The following is a 19,494-nucleotide window of genomic DNA, read 5'->3' as shown; positions in this document are numbered from 1 at the left end:
CTTTCTCGGGGGACCGAAGGCAAATCCGAAGAGTTGCAGGGCGTCAGCTTCCGACCGCGCGGTGATGCCGACGCTAGGGGACGGTGTAATCAAGTGAGAATGCATTCAATGTCCTCTTGAGGGCGCATCAGTAGCTGCTCCTGGCGCTCATGCCGTCCAGGGATCGAAGAGTTCAAGCCCAAAGCGTTCGAAATCTTTCGTATTGCACGTTGCCAAGGTGAGCTCGTGCGCAATCGCAGTGGCTGCGATCAGGCCGTCCATCGACGACAGACCACGACCGCGGCGCTTCGCAAGACCCATCAGGTCGCCCCAGGCCAAGGCAACCGCATCGTTCACCGGCAAAACCCGCTGTTCGAAGCGCTGGGGCAGGTCCCGGGCGAGCCATTCGGCCAGCGCCTCGCGTTTGCGGCCCTCATCCATCAGAGAGACGCCGCGCCGGATCTCGGCGATCGACACTACGCTGATGAAGGAGCGGTCCTCATCAAGCTCGTCCAGCCAGCCCAGGACACGTGCGTCAGGCGCTAGCCTCGTCACCTCGGACAGGACATTCGTGTCGAGCAGCAGTCTCACGGCGGCAGGTCGCGCGGTTCGTCGCGCTGACGTTCAAGCTCGAGATCGGCGCCGCGCAGCGGCGAGTCCAGCAGGAACTCGGCAAGCGTACCCTTGCGTGCGATCTTGCGCTGCCATTCCTCGGCCGAGACGACAACCACGCTTGGTTTGCCGTTCTTGGTGATCGTCTGCGGCGAGGACTGTGCGCGCTCGATGACCTCGGAGAGCCGGGCTTTTGCCCCGGCAACCGTCCAGTTGGTGTCTTTGGATGACGTTAGCATCGCATGCTCGTGACTAGCCTGACTATCATGACTATGTGGGAATGGCGATGTTGCTGCAACAGGGTTTGAGGCTACTCCGGCGAGGTCCCCGCGACGTTCTGGTCGTAGTCAACCAGCGAGCCGGTCATGACACCGGATTGCGGGCTGGCCATGTAGCTGATCAGCCGCGCCAGTTGGTCGGGCTTCACCAGTTGGCCCATGGGCTGGCCGGCCTCTGCCTTTGCCAGCCAGTCGTCGGAGGCACCGTGCCATTTCTTCTGCACGATGTCCTCGCCCTCGGTGTCCATCCAGCCCGGCAGCACGGCGTTGCAGCGGATGCGGTTGAAACGATAGGCGTTGGCGACGTTCTTGGTCAGCGTCGCCAGCGCACCCTTGCTCGAGGAATAGGGCGCCAGGAAGGACTGGCCGCAATGTGCCGACATAGACAGCACGTTGACGATCGAGCCCGGCGCCTTCTGGTCCAGGAGATGGGCCACCACGCCCTGCATCAGGAAGAACGGGCCCCGCACGTTGGTCTGGAAAATCTGGTCGAAGGTCTCCTCGGAGGTTTCGACCAGCGAACCGCGCGCGGACGTGGCGGCGGCGTTGACCAGCGCGTTGATGCTGCCGAAATGCGAGATCGCGGTTGCCACCGCGCGCTTGCAGTCCGCCACTTTCGAGACGTCGGCGCCGATGAAGATCGCATCGACGCCTGCCTTCTTGAAGTGGGCGACAGCCTTGTCGCCCTTCTCCTGCGAACGGCCGATCAGCGCCAGCGCCTTGCAGCCTTCGTCGGCCAAGGCCTCGGCAACGGCAAAGCCGATGCCTTGCGCGCCGCCGGTGACGATGGCGCGCGTGTTCGAATTGCGATCGGCGGATGTGCTCATCGCTCTGCTCCTGTGCCCTGGTTTCGGTTCTTACTTGTCGAGGCGGACGGTCTTGCCCGATGTCGCCGATTTCAGCGCCGCATCGGCCAGCTTCAGCGCCACGAGGCCGTCGGCGCCGCTCGGCGATGCCTTCTTGCCCGAGGTTGCAGCAGTGATGAAGGCGGCAATCTCGATGGCGTAGGCGTCGAGATAGCGGGTCATGAAGAAATCGTGCAGCGGCGGGCGGGTGTAACCCTTCTCGTTGGCGACTTCGATCGACACCGGCCGCTGGTTTTCGGCGGCGACCATGCCCTTGGACCCATGCACCTCGATGCGCTGGTCGTAGCCATAGGTGGCGCGGCGCGAATTGGAGATGACGGCCTGCTTCCCGGACGCGGTTTCGAGGATGACGCTGACCGAATCGAAATCGCCGGCCTCGCCGATCTTCTTGTCGACCAGCACCGAAGCATGGGCGCTGACCGCCGCCACCTCTTCGCCGAGCAGGAAGCGCGCCATGTCGAAATCGTGGATGGTCATGTCGCGAAAAATGCCGCCCGAGCGCTTGATATAATCGACCGGCGGCGCGCCCGGATCGCGCGAGGTAATGGTGACCATCTCGACAGTACCGATGGCGCCGTCGTCGATCGCCTTGCGCACGGCGGCGAAATGCGGATCGAAGCGGCGGTTGAAACCTACCATCAGCGTCGCCTTGGCCTTGTCGACCACGGCCAGGCATTTCTCGACACGCTTGACGTCGAGGTCGATCGGCTTCTCGCAGAAGATCGCCTTGCCGGCCTTGGCGAAACGCTCGATCAGATCGGCATGGGTGTCGGTCGGCGTGCAGATGACCACGGCGTCGATGTCCTTGGCCTTCTCGATTGCGTCGATGGTGCGCGCTTCGGCGCCATAGGCGGTTGCCAACTCGGTCGCCGCCTTTTCAAAAGCGTCGGCAACGGCCACCAGTCTGGCCTGCGGGTTGGAGCCGACGGCGCGGGCATGGACCTTGCCGATGCGGCCGGCACCGAGGAGGGCGAAACGAACAGTCATGGGGTATTTCCTCAGGGGGATGGGTTCGAGAGAGTTCTGTCTCCACCTTCCTTTTGAGAAAGGTGGCAAGATAATTTTTCGAGCACGCCAGAAAACAGGATGACCATCCTGTTCAGGCCGCGAGTTCCGCCTCCCCGGTCTTGGCGCCAGTGATGTAGGAGACGATGTCGTTGCCGTCGGTGTTTTCCTTGCGCAGGTTGGCGACGATGCGGCCGCGCCGGAAGACGACGATGCGGTCGCACAGGTCGAACACCTGGCGCATGTTGTGGCTGATCAGGATCAGCGGCTCGCCATTGTCCTTCAGCGTGCGGATGATGTTCTCGACCTGCGCCGTCTCCTGCACGCCAAGGGCTGCCGTCGGCTCGTCCATGATGATCAGCTTGGAGGCGAAGGTCGCGGTCCGGGCGATCGCAACGCACTGGCGCTGGCCGCCCGACATGTGGCGAATGGTGTTGGACAAATTGGGGATTTTCACTGCCGTGCGGATCAGCGCCGCCTCGGTCGCCTTGCGCATGTATTTGCGGTCGAGGATCGAGAACGGCCCGAGATTGAAAAGCACCTTTTCGCGGCCGAGGAACAGGTTCGACGGCACGTCGAGATCGTCGGCCAGCGCCAGGTTCTGGAACACCGTCTCGATGCCCGCCGTGCGCGCTTCGATCGGCCCGGCAAAATTCACTTCCCTGCCGTCGAACCAGATCTGGCCGCTGGTGCGTTGCTCGACGGCGGTGATCTGGCGCACGAAGGTCGATTTGCCGGCGCCATTGTCGCCCATGATGGCGACATGCTCGCCCTTGCGCAGCTCGAAATTGGCGCCTTCCAGCGCGTGCACGCCGCCATAGCGTTTGGTCAGGTTTTCGGTCTTCAGGACGATGTCTGTCGTGGAGATATCTGGCATGGTCAAGCCCTCAATGCCCGCATGCGCTGGCGCCATTGGTCGAGAACGACCGCGCCGACGATGATCACGCCCTTGACCATCTCCTGATAGTAGGCGTCGAGGCGCAGGAAGGTGAAGCCGGAAATGATGACGCCGAAGATCAGCGAGCCGATCACGGTGCCGACGATCGAGCCGCGGCCGCCCGACAAAGAGACGCCGCCGATGACCGCCATGGCGATGGCGTCGAGCTCGTACATGACGCCCATGCCGGACTGTGCCGTCAGGTTCTTGGAGGAGAGCACGACGGCGGCCAGCGCGGCGAGGATGCCGGCAATGACGTAGACGAGGATCTTGTGGTTGGCGATCTTGATGCCCGACATGCGCGCGGCATCCTCGTTGGAGCCGATCGCATAGCAATGCTTGCCGTAGCGTGTGTAGGTCATGATCAGCTGGAACAGCACCGCCAGCGACAGGAAGATGATGACCGGCATCAGCCCCTTGCCGATACCAGCGAAACTTTCGGTCGGAAACGAGATCGGCTGACCCTTGGACCACCATTTGGCAATGCCGCGCGCGGTCACCATCATGCCGAGCGTGGCGATGAACGGCGGAATGCGCGTATAGGCAATCAAGGAGCCGTTGACGAGGCCGGCGAACAGACCGCAGGCGATGGCGACCAGCACCGGCACGATGACCGGCAGGTCGGTCCAGCCCTGCGCCAGGAACATCGCCTTGGGGTTGGGATTGCCGTTGACCGTCGCCACCTGGGCAAAACTCATGGCGATCATGGCGGTGGCGCCGACGATCGAGCCCGAGGACAGGTCGATGCCGCCGCAAATGATCACCTGCGTGACGCCGATGGCGATGATGCCGACGATCGACACCTGCAGGATGATGATCTGCAGGCGGGCCTCATTGAATATCCCGGCGACGTTGTCGCGCGTGTTGAACAGGAAGCTGTCGCCAAGAAAGATGCGGCCGATCAGTTCGAAGATGACGACCAGAATGACCAGCGCCAGGAAGACGTTGAATTCGGCCGGCCATGTCCGCCTCTTCGCGTCATAGCTGACCCCGCCGACGCCATGAGATGTCTGTGACATGTCTGTCCTCCGTGAGGCGGCATTTGCCCTCCCGCACGTAAGGGCGGTGAGGGAAACAGGAGCGGCGCGATTGATGCGCCGCTCCGTTAGTCGAACGAGTTGCCGGCTCAGTTCTTCTTCAGGAACTTGTCGATGTTGGCCGGCGTAACCAGCTGGAAGGGCACGTAGACCTTGTGCTCGACCTTCTCGCCCTTGGCGAGCTTCAGTGCCGCGTCGAGCGCGCCGGCGCCCTGGCCGGCCGCGTCCTGGAACACGGTCGCATCGAGGTCGCCTGCCTGCATGGCGGCGAGCGCGTCCTGCGTGGCGTCGACGCCACCGACGACGACCGTCTTCATATCGATGTTGGCGGCCTTCATCGCCTGGATGGCGCCGATGGCGCTTTCGTCATTGTTGGCGATGACGCCGTCGAACGGCTTGCCGGTCGACAGCCAGTTGGTCATCAGGTTCTGCGCTTCGTCGCGGTTCCAGTTCGAAGTCTGCTTGTCGATGATCTTGATGAAGCTGCACTCCGGCGTGGCGATCACCTCTTCGATGTCCTTGGTGCGCTGCACGGCGGCCTGGTTGGAAAGCTCGCCCATGATGACATAGACATTGGCTTCCTTCTTGCCGGCCTCGGTGAACAGGCGGCAGACTTCCTTGGTCTCGAGCGTGCCGGAATCGGCCTCGTTCGACGCGACGAAGGCCTGGTTGTCCGGCAGCGTGTCGACATTGACCGGCTGGCGGTTGACATAGACCAACGGGATCTTGGCGGCTGCGGCGGCGTCCGACATCGCCTGCGTGGCCGAGGTATCGACCGGGTTGACGATGATGGCGTCGACGCCCGAGGCGGCGAAGTTCTTGATCTGGTCGAGCTGCTTGGCGACGTCGTTCTGCGCGTCCTCGACCTGCAGTTCCACGCCGCTCATGCCCTTGGCCTGCTCGATCATGCCGTTGCGCAGCACGGTGAGGAAGTTGTCGTCGAACTTGGCCATCGACACGCCGACCTTGGCGGCAAAAGCGGACGAACTCATCAGCGCCGCAAAGGCGACGCCCAAAATCAGTTTCTTCATTGTGTTTCTCCTCCACATTGGTGTCCGGCTGCACCGATCTACCCGGAATCCCCGATAGCCCGAGGAATCGCTCCCTGATGCCTTCCTGTTCCGTATGGCGTTTTGTCCAAGGGATGGAACGCCAGGCTCCCAGTTTGTAACAGATGTTCCGGAACGAAAGAACCAAAATACCAATCTGATGAAATATTTATTCCATTTTTTCGCGAGACGTCAAGAGCGATTCCTAAGTCGGAAAGCGGATTTTCGGTCGCCGCGCCGCAATTTCACGCCGAATCAAGGCCGACAGCGGCCCAGGCCGAGTCTGAAGGCGGAATCTGATAGATTCTATCATCGCCGGAGAGCCCACGCCGAACGGGTCGGCGCGGCAACGCGTTAGATATTTTCCGGCAGATAGATGTCGAAGGGCAGAAAGGTCTGGCCCGTCGCGTTGGCGGCGCCGGCCTCGATGGAATGCGCCATCAGGTCGACAAGCTCGCGGCACAAGGCGGCGAGCGGCGTCGAGATCACCATTGTCAGGATGTTGTCGGCGAGTGCCGCGCGCGATTCGGCGTTGATCTCGTTGCAGACGACCACCGGCATGTTTGCGGGCTTCGCTGCGCGCAGCGCCGAGACCGCGCCTTCCATGCCGCCGCCGGCGACATAGCAGCCGGCAAGATCCGGATACCGCACCAGGAGATCGATCATCGCATCGTGGGTGACCTGGTTGGCTTCCAGATTGACCAGCGTTTCCATCACCGTGAAGTCCGGCGCATGTTCGCGGAAGAAGGAGCGAAATCCGATCTCGCGCAGTTCATGGCCGTGGAAGCGATGACTGCCGACGAAAAGGGCGACCTTGCCGGGGTTCTTTGCCGCCCTGGCGATCATCCAGGCCGCGGTGCGACCGACCTTGCGATTGTCGAGGCCGACATATCCCTCACGGATGCCAGCGGCAAAGTCGGACAGCAGCGAGAAGACAGGTTGCCCCCTCGCTTTCAGCGACTCCACGACCGCCGTCAGCGTCGGATGGTCCGGACCGACAACGGCGATTGCTCTGGATTTCGCTGCCAGCTTGCGCATCTGGGCGGCGATCTCGTCGGCGGCTAGCGAGCTGGCGAAATCGATGGTGGCGACGCCGCGGAAGCGCTGCGATTGCGAGACCGCCATTTCTAGCTCCCTCGCGAAATCGCCGTAAAAAACATCATTGCCCCGCAGCAGCAGAAAGCCGAGGCGGTATTCCGGCAATTCCTGGCGCATGCGCCGCTTGATCAGCCCGGCGGCGTGGTAACCGATGCCGGTCGCCGCCTCATAGACGCGGCGCGCGGTTTCCTCGCGCACCGGCAGCCGGTTGTTCAGCACCCTGTCGACAGTGGCGACGCTAACGCCGGAGATGCGCGCCAGATCGGTGATGGTTGGCCGTTTTGCCATGACTGTCCCGCATGAGTGCCTGCAACTGCTTACATCGTTCTGATGGAAAATGATAGAAACTATCTTTGTGATATTGAGACTATCACCGCATGGCGCTATTTTGCGCTCGGACACAAGCGCCCTGTAATGGACATATCCGTCCTGACGGATGCTGTGGCCGACGGAGCCAGCCCCTATGGAAGCGACACTATCCACACCACCGTTTCGGCGCGACTACAGCCTGATCGGCCGCGATTCCAAGCTCGCCGTCGAGACCGGGCTGGCGGCGGCCGAGTGGTATCACACCGATATTCCGCGCAAGCAGATGAAGGAGCTGATGCAGCGCTCCGACGGGCCGGCGATCCGCGACACCGCGATCTGGCTGGCGGCGCTGATCCTGAGTGCCGCCGGAGGCGCCTGGTTCTGGGGCAGCTGGTGGTGCGTGCCGTTCTTCTTCGTCTATGGCGTGCTCTACGGCTCGTCGACCGATTCGCGCTGGCACGAATGCGGCCATGGCACCGCCTTCCGCACCCAATGGATGAACGACGCCGTCTACCAGATCGCCTGCTTCATGATCATGCGCAATCCGGTGACCTGGCGCTGGAGCCACACCCGCCACCACACCGACACCATCATCGTCGGCCGCGACCCGGAAATCTCCGTCATGCGGCCGCCGGATCTGTTCCGGGTCGCGCTTGGCTTTATCGGCGTGCTGGATGCCTGGCATGCGATGTCGGACATGCTGCGCAATGCCGCCGGCAATATCAGCGCGGCGGAAAAGACTTTTATCCCCGAACAGGAGCAGCCTAAAGCCATTCGCATCGCCCGCATCTGGACGGCGATCTATGCCGTGACGATCGCGCTGGCGCTTTATTTCGGTTCATGGCTGCCGCTGATGCTGGTCGGGCTGCCCCGGCTCTACGGCGCCTGGCATCATGTCATGGTCGGCCTGCTGCAGCATGGCGGGCTCGCGGAAAATGTCATCGACCACCGGCTGAACAGCCGCACCGTCTACATGAACCCGGTCAGCCGCTTCATCTACTGGAACATGAACTATCACGTCGAACACCACATGTTCCCGATGGTGCCCTATCATGCGCTGCCTAAACTGCATGCGCTGATCAAGCACGATCTGCCGGCGCCGACGCCGTCGATCCTGGCCGGCTATCGCGAGATGATCCCGGCCTTTTTGCGCCAGCTGCGCAACGAGGACTATTTCCTCAAGCGCGAACTGCCGCCAACGGCGCGGCCCTATCGCGAGGAACTCCACAACGACGCCGTCGCCGCCGCGGCGGAATGATCGCGCGATTAAGCTTTTGTTTTGACGCAACTCCGAACGGAAAACCGCAACGCACTTTTCCTGGAATTGCTTTTGGGAGGAACACATGAGCGACTGGATCGAAGCCTGTGCTGCCGGCGACATCGACGAAGAAGATGTGATGCGCTTCGACCATGGCGGCCGCACCTTCGCCATCTATCGCAGCCCCGATGACGACTACTTCGCCACCGATGGCCTGTGCACGCACGAAAAGGTGCATCTGGCCGACGGGCTGGTGATGGATGACATCATCGAGTGCCCCAAGCACAATGGCCGCTTCAATTACAAGACGGGGGCGGCACGCGGCGCGCCGGTTTGCGTCAATCTCGCCACGTATCCGGTAAAGGTCGAGGCCGGCAAAGTGCTGATCCAGATCGGGTAGGACCATGCAGGCGGGAATGGTCATCATTGGCGCCGGCGAGTGCGGCGGGCGGGCAGCGCTGACACTGCGCGAGCTGGGCTATCACGGGCCGGTGACGCTGGTGGGTGACGAACCCCATCTGCCCTATGAGCGGCCGCCCCTGTCCAAGGACGCAATGACGAGCGACGCGGCCGAGATCAAGACGATCGCCAGCGACGAAATTCTGGCCGAGAAATCGATCCGGCATATCCATTCCGTTCAAGCGGTGGCGATCGACCGCCCGGCGCATATGGTGCGGCTGTCGGACGGTTCGGCCCTGCCCTACGACAAGCTGCTGCTGGCGACCGGCTCGACACCGCGCAAGCTGCCGATGCCGGGACTGGGGTCGCGCTGCGTCTACCTCCGCACCTTTGCCGACGCGCTGGCCATTCGCGCCCACCTCAGCCCGGCAAACCGCATCGCCATCATTGGTGGTGGCTTTATCGGCCTGGAGCTCGCCGCTTCGGCGCGCAAGCTCGGGGCCAGCGTCACGGTCATTGAGGCGCAGCCGCGCATCCTCATGCGCGGGGTTCCAGCCGAGATCGCCGAAATCATCCATCGGGCGCATGAAGCCGAAGGCGTGACCATGCTCACTGGCCAGGGCATTGCTACCGTCGCCGATGATGGCGCCGAGGTGCGGATCACGCTCGCCGACGGGCAGGAGATAACAGCCGATCTCGCCGTCATCGGCATCGGCGCCGTGCCGGTGACCGGGCTTGCCGCGGAAGCGGGCCTGACCGTCGATAACGGCATCGCCGTCAATGGCGAACTCCAAACAATCGATCCCGACATCTTCGCCGCCGGCGATTGCTGCTCGTTTCCGCTCGCTGTCTATGCTGGCCGGCGGGTGCGGCTGGAAGCCTGGCGCAATGCGCAGGAACAGGGTGCGCTGGCCGCGAAGAACATGCTGGGCGCCCGCGAAGCGCATGCCGCGGTGCCATGGTTCTGGTCGGATCAGTATGGTTTGTCGCTGCAGATCGCCGGCCTTCCCGACGAGGGCAAAAGCACGGTCCGCCGCGATCTCGGCGACGGTGGTGCTTTTATTCTGTTTCATCTGGCCGAGGATGGCAGGCTGGTGGCGGCGAGCGGCCTCGGTACGGGCAATGCCGTGGCGCGCGACATCAGGCTGGCCGAGATGCTGATCGCCATGCGGGCTAGGCCGGCGCCGGAGGCGTTGGGGTCGCCGGATGTGAAGCTGAAGTCGTTGCTGGCGGCGTAAGTTTTATGCTCCCCTTGTGGGGAGGGTCGCTGCGAAGCAGCGGGGTGGGGTGCGGCACCGACCCCCACCCGGACCTTTGGTCCGACCTCCCCACAAGGGGAGGTAAAGGCCCCAGCCTTAAAACAGCGCCTTCAGCTCGTCCAGCTTGTCGTTTACCAGCCAGCCGTAATAATTCTCTTCCGGCAGCTTCACCGTCTCACCCGCGGCGCGGCGCTTGTCGTTCTCAGCCTTCAGCGCATAGGCGCGTTGCTCGGGATTGCCGACATTGTAGAGCGTGGCGGTCAGCCCCGGATTGCCTGAGATGTCGAAGCCGGCAATGTTTTTGTAGGCGTCAATCGACTTCCTGATCGTCGCTGCCACGTAGGGCAATGTCAGATCCGGATCCATGATGGTCTTGTAGACCCCATTGGGATCGGCGACATCGAGCTCGGGCAGCCCCGACACCTTGTGCACGAGATCGCTCATCTGCAGCGCGGTCAGCGGGTTGAGCTGGCCGAGGCCAAAGGTCTGGCCGGCATAATAGGGCTGGAAGAAGGTGGCGCCGAAGCGGTCGTTGGGAAAGCTGGTGCCGCCGACGGTCTTGCCGCGGAAGGAGCGGTTCCACACCTGCTCGCGGCATTCCCACAGGTCGTAGCTGTCCGACATTGTGCACTTCTTGAATTCCGGCCGCTGCACGAAATCGGTGATGTCCTCGCCGTCATAGGCGAAGGACAGCTTGCTGGAGAGGTAGGAGATCGCCTTGACGTAGTAGGTCTGCAGCCGGTCGTAGGCATCGACATTGTAGGTGTGCTCGCCGACGATGGCGCCGACGATGTGCAAGGGGTTGATGCCGTAAGCGGCAGCCGCCTTCCTGATTTTGGCGCGCAATTCGGCGTCGTTCTGCAACAGAGCGTAGACCTTGCGGTATTTGGCCTGGAAGGTGGTGTTGGTGGCCTGGGTGCGGCGGCTGGAGGCGCCCGGTATGTCAGGCTGCACGACATTGCGGTTGCCCGCCGGCACCAATGTCGCCGCGTCAGCCGCGAACAGCGTCGCCGCCAGCGTCAAGCCAAGAATGAGCAGGATCAGTTTTTTCATGCGCCGCCGCCTAGAGAATTGCCGCGCAAATTAGGTAAAGCTCCCGGTCGAGTCGAGAGCGCCCTTGCAGCCAGCAAGACGAAAGGTGGCCGCATGATACCATCCGGCCACACACGATGATGTTTGCCGGAAACTGTTGCCTAAGCATCGGCCCAAAGATCGAAACCGATTTTTGGAAAGTCCGATGCGTCGATTCAATACTGTTAGAGCGACCTTTGCGCGTCCAAAGGACGCGCGGCGCTCTAATACCGGCGCCGGATGAACCGGCGCCCTCGTTTAAAGGATGAATCGCGACAAATCTGTGTTTCGCGAGAGGTCGCCGACATGCTTTTCCACATAGGCGGCATCGATGGCGACGCTGGTGCCGTTGCGGTCGGGCGCGTCGTAGGAGATCTCGTCCAGCACGCGCTCCATCACCGTCTGCAGGCGTCTCGCTCCGATGTTTTCGACGCTAGCGTTGAGGTCGACAGCGATGCCGGCCAGCGAATCGATGGCATCGTCGGTGAAGGTGAGGTCGACGCCTTCGGTCTTCATCAGCGCGATATACTGCTTGATGAGGCTGGCCTCGGTCTCGGTGAGGATGCGAATGAAATCGTCCTTCTCCAGCGCCCGCAACTCGACACGGATCGGCAGGCGGCCCTGCAATTCCGGCAACAGGTCGGACGGCTTGGAGACATGGAAGGAGCCCGAGGCGATGAACAGTATGTGGTCGGTCTTCAACGGTCCGTATTTGGTCGCCACCGTCGTGCCTTCGATCAGCGGCAGCAGGTCGCGCTGCACGCCTTCGCGCGAGACGCCGGCGCCCATGCCGCCTTCGCGCGAGGCGATCTTGTCGATCTCGTCGAGGAAGACGATGCCGTCATTTTCGGTCGCGTCGAGCGCCCGGCGCACCACCTCGTCCTGGTCGAGCAGCTTGTCGGACTCGTCGTTGACCAACAGCGCGTAGGACTCCTTGACCGTCGTCTTGCGCGCCTTGGTCTTCTTGCCACCCATCGCCTTCGACAGCATGTCGTTGATGTTGAGCACGCCGATATTAGCGCCCGGCATGCCGGGGATCTCGAAGCCGGGCATGCCGCCGGTGCCGGTGTCGGCAACCTCGATCTCGATCTCCTTGTCATCGAGCTCGCCGTCGCGCAGCTTCTTGCGGAAGGAATCGCGGGTCGCCGGGCTCGCCGTCTTGCCGACCAGGGCTTCCAGCACGCGCTCCTCGGCATTGAGGTGCGCGCGCGCCTTCACGTCCTCGCGCATCTTCTCGCGCACCAGGCCGATGGCGATCTCGACCAGGTCGCGGATGATCTGCTCGACATCGCGGCCGACATAGCCGACTTCGGTGAACTTGGTGGCCTCGACCTTGACGAAAGGCGCACCGGCGAGCCGCGCCAGGCGGCGCGAGATCTCGGTCTTGCCGACGCCGGTCGGGCCGATCATCAGGATGTTCTTCGGCATCACCTCTTCGCGCATCTGGCCTTCCAGCTGCTGGCGGCGCCAGCGGTTGCGCAAGGCAATGGCCACGGCGCGCTTGGCGTCCTTCTGGCCGATGATGAAGCGGTCGAGTTCCGAAACGATTTCACGGGGAGAGAAGGTGGTCATATCACTGAATTCCACTTTGCCACTGCTTGATGGACTCGAACGGATGCAGCAGCATGATCACGTTGAGCGTCAGATTGTCCCGGATGAGGTAGCCGACACCCAGTTCGAAGATGAGGGCGAGGCCGACGACCGCCCATATAGGTAGCTTTCTGGCCATCACAAACCCCAGCACCATGGCCAGCGTGTCGGACACCGAATTGATGATGCTATCGCCATAGTAATCCAGCGAAATGGTGCCGGCGCGGTAGCGCTCGATGATGAACGGGCTGTTTTCCAGGAGTTCCCAGCCGCCCTCGATGACAACGGCGAAAGCCAGGCGCAGACCGATTGGCGAGCGCGGGAAGAGGAACCAGGCCAAGGCGTAGAACAGGAAGCCGTGGATGATGTGCGAGAACGTGTACCAGTCGGAAATATGCTGGGAATTCTCCGAACTGTTCACCACACCGTGCCAGAGTTTGACGTAACCGCAGGTGCAGATCGGCGTGCGGCCCATGCCGTAAAGCGCGCCGGCCTGGAAGATGAGCAGAGCGAGCACGAGCAGAAGCCCCATGCGCCAGCTGTCTTCATAGGCCGAGTAATTTTTGGCAGTGCCCGGTGTCGCCATCAACTCATTCCCCTTCTTCCGCGTCGCTCTCTTTGGCATCGACAGACATCAGCACGACGTCCCCATATCTAGAGTGTCTGCGATCGATAGCCCTGAAGCCCGCCTTTTCATAGGCGCGGATGGCGCGGCCATTGTCGGGATGCGGATCGATGATGACGCGCGGCGCGCCTTCCTCGAACAGTTGCTCAACGAATTGCCTGACGATAGCCGAGCCATGACCTTTGCCGACCAGGTCCGGCACGCCGATCGACAGGTCGATGCCGAGCGTGCCGAACGGCTGGTCGGCATAGGGATGGCCGTCTTCCAGATGCGGATCGTAGCTCTGCAGATAGGCGATCGGCCTGCCGTCGAGCTCGACGATCAGCGGCTCTACAGAAATAGAGTCGATGTGCTCCCGGATTTCGGCGATTTCCGTCTCCGGATCGTCCCACCATTCGGCGACATGCGGCTCGGCCAGCCAGCCGGCGATCATGGGCAGGTCTTTTTCGGCAACCGGTCGAAAATCATAGAGCACCGGCGGGTTAGCCGGCATCGAGCGTTTCGACAACAAAGTTGTTGTTGGTGTAGACGCAAATGTCGGAGGCGATCTGCATCGCCTTGCGGGCGATCTCCTCGGCATCCTTGTCGCTGTCCATCAGCGCGCGGGCAGCGGCCAGCGCATAGTTGCCGCCGGAACCGATGGCCATGACGCCGAATTCGGGCTCCAGTACGTCGCCGGTGCCGGTGAGCGCCAGCGAAACCGACTTGTCGGCCACCAGCATCATCGCTTCCAGCCGGCGCAGATAACGGTCGGTGCGCCAGTCCTTGGCGAGCTCGACGCAGGCGCGTGTCAACTGGTCGGGATATTGTTCGAGCTTGGCTTCGAGCCGCTCCAGAAGGGTGAAAGCGTCCGCTGTGGCGCCGGCGAAACCGGCAATGACATTGCCGCCCTTGCCGATGCGGCGCACCTTTTTGGCGTTGCCTTTCATGATGGTCTGGCCAAGGCTGACCTGGCCGTCGCCGGCGATCACCACCTTGTTGCCCTTGCGCACCGTCACGATGGTCGTGGCGTGCATACTCAGTTCATTGGACATTTTTAGCTCCGATTCGCGCGATCCCGATAAGGCGATTGGCGCGCGGTACGAGTGATTTCGATCGGCCATATGTATGCATGGGGCGGGTGATTGCAAACGGCGTACGCCATGGCCGGTGGCTGTCCGCATCGCAACTGGCAATCGCCGGATCATGCTGCTAGAAGGCTTTCGTTTTCAAGCAAATGACAGCTTGGAACCCCGTCTTGAGTTTCGAACCCCTCAGCCAAGGACAAGGTCATGGCGTCCCGTTCCGCCGAAGTCAGCCGCAAGACCAAGGAAACCGAGATCAGCGTCTCGGTCCATGTCGACGGCACCGGAAAATCCGACATGTCGAGCGGCGTCGGCTTCTTCGACCACATGCTGGACCAGCTGTCGCGCCACTCGCTGATCGACATCACGGTGAAGGCCAAGGGCGACCTGCACATTGACGACCACCACACGGTCGAGGACACCGGCATTGCGATCGGCCAGGCGCTGGCCAAGGCGCTGGGCGAGCGGCGCGGCATCATGCGCTACGCCTCTGTCGACCTTGCCATGGACGAGACGCTGACGCGGGCCGCGATCGACGTGTCGGGCCGTCCGTTTCTGGTCTGGAATGTCGCCTTCTCGTCGCCCAAGATCGGCACGTTCGACACCGAACTGGTGCGAGAATTCTTCCAGGCGCTGGCGCAGAATGCCGGCATCACGCTGCATGTCACCAACCATTATGGCGCCAACAACCACCATATTGCCGAGACCTGCTTCAAGGCGGTGGCGCGCGCGCTACGTTTCGCACTGGAGCGCGACCCGCGCCAGCCGGAAGCGGTTCCCTCCACCAAGGGATCTCTGAAAGGGTAGGCTGATGGCCATCTATGTCGTGATGGAACCGCCAGGCCGCACCGAGGCGGCCGACGCAACCATTTTTGTCCGCGACGGTTTTTCCTGGCTGGCTTTCCTGGTGGCGCCGCTGTGGCTCGCTTGGCACCGGCTTTGGATCGAGGCCGCGCTCGCCTTCGTCGCCATGGGGCTCATCTCGGTGCTCGGCCAATGGCTGGGACTGGACTGGGCCGGCTCCGCACTGTCTTTACTGGTGTCGCTCTATATCGGGCTGGAAGGCCAAGGGTTGCGGCTCGCAGCGCTGCGCCGCGGCGGCTGGCATGAATGGGGCGTCGTCGAAGCCGACAATCCTGACGATGCCGACATCCGCCAGTCACTGGACGCCGAGGCGCTTGCCGATGAGCCGGCGCCGCTGCCGCGCATCGTGCCGGACGCCAGCCTGGCCCGGCCGGCGCAGACCGGGCTGACGCTGGGCCTGAGCCATACGCCGGGAAAAGCCTGAGATGCGGGTCGCGATCATCGATTACGGGTCGGGCAATCTGCGCTCGGCCACCAAGGCCTTCGAGCGCGCCGCGCATGAAGCCGGCATTGCGGCTGCCATCGAGCTGACCGCCGATGCCGAGCGTGTGCGCAGCGCCGACCGCATCGTTTTGCCCGGCGTCGGCGCCTATGCCGATTGCGCGGCGGGCCTGCGCGGCGTCGCCGGCATGTGGGAAGCGGTGGAAGAGGTAGCGATCGCCAAGGCGCGGCCGTTCCTCGGCATCTGCGTCGGCATGCAGCTGATGTCGGAGCGCGGCCTGGAAAAGACCGTGACCAAGGGCTTCGGCTGGATTGCCGGCGACGTCAAGGAGATCACGCCCGCCGATCCGGCACTGAAGATCCCGCAAATCGGCTGGAACACCATCGATCTGGAGCGCAAGCACCCGCTGTTTTCGGGTATTGCGACCGGGCCTAAGGGTCTGCACGCCTATTTCGTTCATTCCTACCATCTCGACGCGACAAGGCCGGACGAAGTGCTGGCCGTCGCCGATTATGGCGGCCCGGTAACGGCGGCGGTCGCGCACGGCAACCTTGCCGGCACGCAATTCCATCCGGAAAAGAGCCAGGCGCTCGGCCTGGCACTGATCACCAACTTCCTGCGCTGGAGGCCTTGAGATGAGCAAGAAGGGCTACTGGATGGCGATGGTCGATGTGACCGATCCGGAAAACTATCCGAAATACATCGCCGCCAACAAAGCGGCGTTCGACAAATACGGCGCGAAATTCCTGACGCGAGGCGGTCAGTCGTCAAGCCCGGAAGGGCCATCCGGCAATCGCCATGTGATCGTCGAGTTCGAAAGCTACGAGGTCGCGCTGGCGTGCTTCCATTCCCCCGAATACCAGGCAGCGCTGAAATTCCGGCGCGCTTATTCGACCTCGCATTTCGCCATTGTGGAAGGGGTCTGAACGGTGATCCTGTTTCCGGCCATCGACCTCAAGGACGGCAAGTGCGTGCGGCTGAAGCACGGCGATATGGCGACCGCGACCATCTACAATGACGACCCTGCGGCCCAGGCCAAGGCCTTCGAAGAGCAAGGGTTTGAATGGCTGCATGTCGTCGACCTCAACGGCGCCTTCAAGGGCCAGAGCGTCAACAGCGCGGCGGTCGGCGCCATCCTCAAGGCGACGAAAAACCCGGTGCAGCTCGGCGGCGGCATCCGCACGCTGGCGCAGATCGAGGACTGGCTCGACCGCGGGCTGGCCCGCGTCATCCTCGGCACGGTGGCGGTGCGCGATCCCGACCTGGTCCGGGAAGCCTGCAAGGAATTTCCTGGAAAGATCGCCGTGGGCATCGACGCCAAGGGCGGCAAGGTGGCGGTCGAAGGCTGGGCCGAGGCCTCCAGCCTCGGCGTCATCGAACTGGCGCGGAAATTCGAAGGCGCCGGCGTTGCCGCCATCATCTACACCGATATCGACCGCGACGGCGTTCTGACCGGCATCAACTGGGATGCCACGATCGATCTCGCCGACGCCGTCTCGATCCCGGTCATCGCCTCGGGCGGGCTGGCTTCGATCGCCGACATCGTGCGCATGACCATGCCCGACGCGAAGAAACTGGAAGGCGCCATCTCCGGCCGCGCGCTCTATGACGGGCGTATCGACCCGGCCGAGGCGCTTGCGGTGCTGCAGGGCAAGGCGATGGAGACCCGGCCGTGAAAATCTCCATCATTCTGGCCTCCTATGACAGCGGCCACTATCACGGCGGCATGGGCCGAGGCCCGGATGCACTCATCGCCGGCGGGCTTGTCGACGCGCTGACGCTCTCCGGGCACGACGTCGTCGTCACCGATATCGGCAGGGTTGGCGACGAACAGCAGCGCGAGATCGCCACCGGCTTTGCCGTGTGCGGTGCCGTCTCCGGCGAGGTCCGCATCGCCATAGACCGCGGCCGGCTTCCCATCGTGCTGGCCGGCAATTGTCTGACATCGGCCGGTGCGGTTGCCGGCGAGGATGCCGATGCGATCATCTGGGCCGACCAGCATGGCGATCTCAACACCCCGGAGACGTCCATCTTCGGCTTTCTCGACGGCATGGCGCTGGCCACGGTTCTCGGCCTGTGCTGGAAGCCGATGGCCTCGGCCATCCCCGGCTTCCGGCCGATCGATCCGGCGCGTTGCGTGCTGGTCAACGCGCGCGATCTCGATCCGGCCGAAACGGAGCTGTTGAAGACGTTGCCGGTCATCCGCACCGAATGCCCGGACTGGGCGACGGCGAGCGGCAGGCTGAAGGCGCCGGATGCGAAGCGGGTGCACCTGCATCTCGATCTCGACGTGCACGACCCCGGGGCGCTGCAGGCCAACCGCTACACCACGCCCGGCGGCCCGGAGCCGAAACAGCTGCGCCAGGCTGTCTGCGGCATGGCCGGCCTGCTGCCGATTTCCGGCATCACCATTTCCGCCTACGATCCGGCGTTCGATGCGCAGGCCGAGGTTCCGCCGCTGGTCGGCGAACTGCTCAGCGAGTTGCTGGCGACGATGGAGAAGGGCTGATGCTGAAGGCCCGAGTCATCCCTTGCCTTGACGTCAAGAACGGCCGCGTCGTCAAGGGCGTCAATTTCGTCGACCTCATCGATGCCGGTGATCCGGTCGAGGCGGCCAAAGCCTATGACGCGGCCGGCGCTGACGAGCTTTGCTTTCTCGATATCACCGCGTCGTCCGACAACCGTGAAACCATCTTCGACGTCGTCGCCCGCACCGCCGAACAATGCTTCATGCCGCTGACCGTCGGCGGCGGCGTGCGCCAGGTCGCCGATATCCGCAAACTGTTGCTGGCCGGCGCCGACAAGGTGTCGATCAACACTGCGGCGGTGAAGAATCCCGATTTCGTCGCCGAAGCCGCCGACAAGTTCGGCAACCAGTGTATTGTCGTCGCCATCGACGCCAAGAGGGTGTCGGCGCCGAAAGAGCCCGGCCGCTGGGAGATCTTCACCCACGGTGGCCGCGAAAAGACCGGCATCGATGCGGTCGAGTTCGCGCGAAAAATGGTCGATCGCGGCGCTGGCGAGATCCTGCTGACCTCGATGGACCGCGACGGCACCAAGGCCGGTTACGACATTGCGCTGACCCGCGCGATAGCGGATGCGGTGCGCGCGCCGGTCATCGCGTCGGGCGGCGTCGGCACGCTCGACCATCTGGTCGAGGGCATTCGCGACGGCCACGCCGGCGCCGTGCTCGCGGCCTCGATCTTCCATTTCGGCACTTACACGATTGCGGAAGCCAAGGCGCATATGGCCGAGGCCGGGCTACCGATGCGGCTGGACTACCCGGTTCAATCCACTCCACAAAGGCTGTAGGCTGCGCCATGGCTGAATTTTCGCTGTCCGATCTGGAAACGATCATTGGCGAACGCGCCCGTTCCGGCGACCCGGACTCGTGGACGGCAAAACTGTTCGCCAAAGGCATCGACAAGGCGGCGCAGAAGCTTGGTGAAGAGGCAGTCGAGACCGTCATTGCCGCCGTCAAGGGCGACAAAAATGCCCTCGTTTCCGAAAGTGCCGATCTCATATATCATTGGCTCGTCGTGCTTGGCATGGCCGGCGTTTCGCTGGGCGAGGTGCTGAAGGAGCTTGAGGGCCGTACCGGCCGTTCGGGCGTCACTGAAAAGGCATCCCGGCCGAAAGGCTGACCGCGAGAGCCGGATGATTTCGGGCCGAGGCCTTAAATCTGAATCCGTCTCTAAATTGATAGAGGGAGCATGATGTCGCCCGAAAACCGCTTCACACTTTTCGGCCTC

24 protein-coding genes are annotated in these 19,494 nt (G+C 62.9%); 11 read left to right on the top strand and 13 right to left on the bottom strand.

Going from position 1 to position 19,494, the window contains the following annotated elements; translation table 11 throughout:
- Positions 1-147: 147 nt before the first annotated feature.
- The 8 genes from NKJ78_RS12710 to NKJ78_RS12675 form a co-directional block, all read right to left on the bottom strand.
- Complete coding sequence (locus tag NKJ78_RS12710; RefSeq protein ID WP_352459969.1) at positions 148-570, bottom strand: type II toxin-antitoxin system VapC family toxin; 423 nt, start codon at positions 568-570, stop codon at positions 148-150.
- Positions 567-830, bottom strand: coding sequence for a type II toxin-antitoxin system Phd/YefM family antitoxin (locus tag NKJ78_RS12705; protein ID WP_023710445.1), 264 nt, complete (start codon positions 828-830; stop codon positions 567-569). Before NKJ78_RS12705 ends, NKJ78_RS12710 begins: the two co-directional genes overlap by 4 nt.
- Before the next feature lie 71 nt (positions 831-901).
- Positions 902-1,696, bottom strand: a complete 795-nt coding sequence (locus tag NKJ78_RS12700; protein WP_352459970.1) for an SDR family oxidoreductase — start codon at positions 1,694-1,696, stop codon at positions 902-904.
- Positions 1,697-1,726: 30 nt separating this feature from the next.
- A complete protein-coding gene (gene iolG / locus NKJ78_RS12695) occupies positions 1,727-2,722 on the bottom strand; it encodes an inositol 2-dehydrogenase (protein WP_352459971.1) in 996 nt (331 codons plus the stop codon).
- A gap of 112 nt (positions 2,723-2,834) precedes the next feature.
- On the bottom strand, positions 2,835-3,617 hold the full coding sequence (locus NKJ78_RS12690; RefSeq protein WP_027049093.1) for an ATP-binding cassette domain-containing protein: 783 nt from the start codon (positions 3,615-3,617) through the stop codon (positions 2,835-2,837).
- A gap of 2 nt (positions 3,618-3,619) precedes the next feature.
- Entirely contained in the window at positions 3,620-4,696 is a 1,077-nt protein-coding gene (locus tag NKJ78_RS12685) for an ABC transporter permease (RefSeq protein WP_352459972.1), read from the bottom strand.
- 107 nt (positions 4,697-4,803) lie between these two features.
- Positions 4,804-5,745 (bottom strand): sugar ABC transporter substrate-binding protein, encoded by a 942-nt coding sequence (locus NKJ78_RS12680; RefSeq protein ID WP_023684065.1) that lies wholly within the window; start codon positions 5,743-5,745, stop codon positions 4,804-4,806.
- A 372-nt stretch (positions 5,746-6,117) separates the two neighbouring features.
- The gene (locus tag NKJ78_RS12675) at positions 6,118-7,149 is read right to left on the bottom strand and encodes a LacI family DNA-binding transcriptional regulator (RefSeq protein ID WP_352459973.1); all 1,032 of its coding nucleotides are present in this window, start codon (positions 7,147-7,149) and stop codon (positions 6,118-6,120) included.
- A gap of 175 nt (positions 7,150-7,324) precedes the next feature.
- Between NKJ78_RS12675 and NKJ78_RS12670 the strand changes: the two genes are divergently transcribed.
- The 3 genes from NKJ78_RS12670 to NKJ78_RS12660 all read left to right on the top strand — a co-directional run bounded on the left by NKJ78_RS12670 (position 7,325) and on the right by NKJ78_RS12660 (position 10,065).
- A complete protein-coding gene (locus NKJ78_RS12670) occupies positions 7,325-8,428 on the top strand; it encodes a fatty acid desaturase family protein (protein WP_352459974.1) in 1,104 nt (367 codons plus the stop codon).
- Positions 8,429-8,513: 85 nt separating this feature from the next.
- The gene (locus NKJ78_RS12665) at positions 8,514-8,828 is read left to right on the top strand and encodes a MocE family 2Fe-2S type ferredoxin (RefSeq protein ID WP_023672328.1); all 315 of its coding nucleotides are present in this window, start codon (positions 8,514-8,516) and stop codon (positions 8,826-8,828) included.
- 16 nt (positions 8,829-8,844) lie between these two features.
- A complete protein-coding gene (locus NKJ78_RS12660) occupies positions 8,845-10,065 on the top strand; it encodes an NAD(P)/FAD-dependent oxidoreductase (RefSeq protein WP_352459975.1) in 1,221 nt (406 codons plus the stop codon).
- 117 nt (positions 10,066-10,182) lie between these two features.
- Here NKJ78_RS12660 and NKJ78_RS12655 read toward each other — a convergent pair whose 3' ends face one another.
- From NKJ78_RS12655 to hslV, 5 genes are all read right to left on the bottom strand, one after another.
- Complete coding sequence (locus NKJ78_RS12655) at positions 10,183-11,139, bottom strand: DUF1402 family protein (protein WP_352459976.1); 957 nt, start codon at positions 11,137-11,139, stop codon at positions 10,183-10,185.
- A gap of 276 nt (positions 11,140-11,415) precedes the next feature.
- Positions 11,416-12,729 carry an ATP-dependent protease ATPase subunit HslU gene (gene hslU / locus NKJ78_RS12650; RefSeq protein ID WP_352459977.1) on the bottom strand — a complete coding sequence of 438 codons (1,314 nt, stop codon included), beginning with the start codon at positions 12,727-12,729 and terminating at the stop codon, positions 11,416-11,418.
- 1 nt (position 12,730) lies between these two features.
- The gene (locus tag NKJ78_RS12645) at positions 12,731-13,333 is read right to left on the bottom strand and encodes a DUF2585 domain-containing protein (protein ID WP_352459978.1); all 603 of its coding nucleotides are present in this window, start codon (positions 13,331-13,333) and stop codon (positions 12,731-12,733) included.
- A 4-nt stretch (positions 13,334-13,337) separates the two neighbouring features.
- Entirely contained in the window at positions 13,338-13,865 is a 528-nt protein-coding gene (locus NKJ78_RS12640; RefSeq protein WP_352459979.1) for a GNAT family N-acetyltransferase, read from the bottom strand.
- Positions 13,855-14,406, bottom strand: coding sequence for an ATP-dependent protease subunit HslV (hslV, locus tag NKJ78_RS12635; protein ID WP_023672322.1), 552 nt, complete (start codon positions 14,404-14,406; stop codon positions 13,855-13,857). Before hslV ends, NKJ78_RS12640 begins: the two co-directional genes overlap by 11 nt.
- Positions 14,407-14,643: 237 nt before the next feature.
- On the opposite strand from hslV, the gene hisB reads away from it, so the two are divergent.
- From hisB to NKJ78_RS12595, 8 genes are read left to right on the top strand one after another with little or no spacing between them, the layout of a single operon-like run.
- Positions 14,644-15,243: an imidazoleglycerol-phosphate dehydratase HisB gene (gene hisB, locus NKJ78_RS12630; protein WP_023672321.1), complete on the top strand. Its 600-nt coding sequence runs from the start codon at positions 14,644-14,646 to the stop codon at positions 15,241-15,243.
- A 4-nt stretch (positions 15,244-15,247) separates the two neighbouring features.
- Complete coding sequence (locus tag NKJ78_RS12625) at positions 15,248-15,724, top strand: DUF2628 domain-containing protein (RefSeq protein ID WP_023739747.1); 477 nt, start codon at positions 15,248-15,250, stop codon at positions 15,722-15,724.
- 1 nt (position 15,725) lies between these two features.
- Positions 15,726-16,376 (top strand): imidazole glycerol phosphate synthase subunit HisH, encoded by a 651-nt coding sequence (gene hisH / locus NKJ78_RS12620; RefSeq protein WP_023739748.1) that lies wholly within the window; start codon positions 15,726-15,728, stop codon positions 16,374-16,376.
- A 1-nt stretch (position 16,377) separates the two neighbouring features.
- On the top strand, positions 16,378-16,668 hold the full coding sequence (locus NKJ78_RS12615; protein ID WP_023672318.1) for a DUF1330 domain-containing protein: 291 nt from the start codon (positions 16,378-16,380) through the stop codon (positions 16,666-16,668).
- 3 nt (positions 16,669-16,671) lie between these two features.
- Positions 16,672-17,418, top strand: a complete 747-nt coding sequence (hisA, locus tag NKJ78_RS12610) for a 1-(5-phosphoribosyl)-5-[(5-phosphoribosylamino)methylideneamino]imidazole-4-carboxamide isomerase (RefSeq protein WP_023694622.1) — start codon at positions 16,672-16,674, stop codon at positions 17,416-17,418.
- Positions 17,415-18,251 carry an arginase family protein gene (locus tag NKJ78_RS12605; RefSeq protein WP_023702081.1) on the top strand — a complete coding sequence of 279 codons (837 nt, stop codon included), beginning with the start codon at positions 17,415-17,417 and terminating at the stop codon, positions 18,249-18,251. Before hisA ends, NKJ78_RS12605 begins: the two co-directional genes overlap by 4 nt.
- Positions 18,248-19,054 carry an imidazole glycerol phosphate synthase subunit HisF gene (gene hisF, locus NKJ78_RS12600; protein WP_023739749.1) on the top strand — a complete coding sequence of 269 codons (807 nt, stop codon included), beginning with the start codon at positions 18,248-18,250 and terminating at the stop codon, positions 19,052-19,054. Before NKJ78_RS12605 ends, hisF begins: the two co-directional genes overlap by 4 nt.
- An 8-nt stretch (positions 19,055-19,062) precedes the next feature.
- On the top strand, positions 19,063-19,386 hold the full coding sequence (locus tag NKJ78_RS12595) for a phosphoribosyl-ATP diphosphatase (RefSeq protein ID WP_023672314.1): 324 nt from the start codon (positions 19,063-19,065) through the stop codon (positions 19,384-19,386).
- The last annotated feature ends 108 nt before the right edge of the window (positions 19,387-19,494 follow it).

Origin of the sequence: Mesorhizobium sp. M0037 (assembly GCF_040323635.1) — a bacterium.
In the GTDB taxonomy this organism is placed as follows: domain Bacteria; phylum Pseudomonadota; class Alphaproteobacteria; order Rhizobiales; family Rhizobiaceae; genus Mesorhizobium.
The sequence above is the reverse complement of the archived record's forward strand: the minus strand, read 5'-3'. Positions and strand labels throughout refer to the sequence as shown.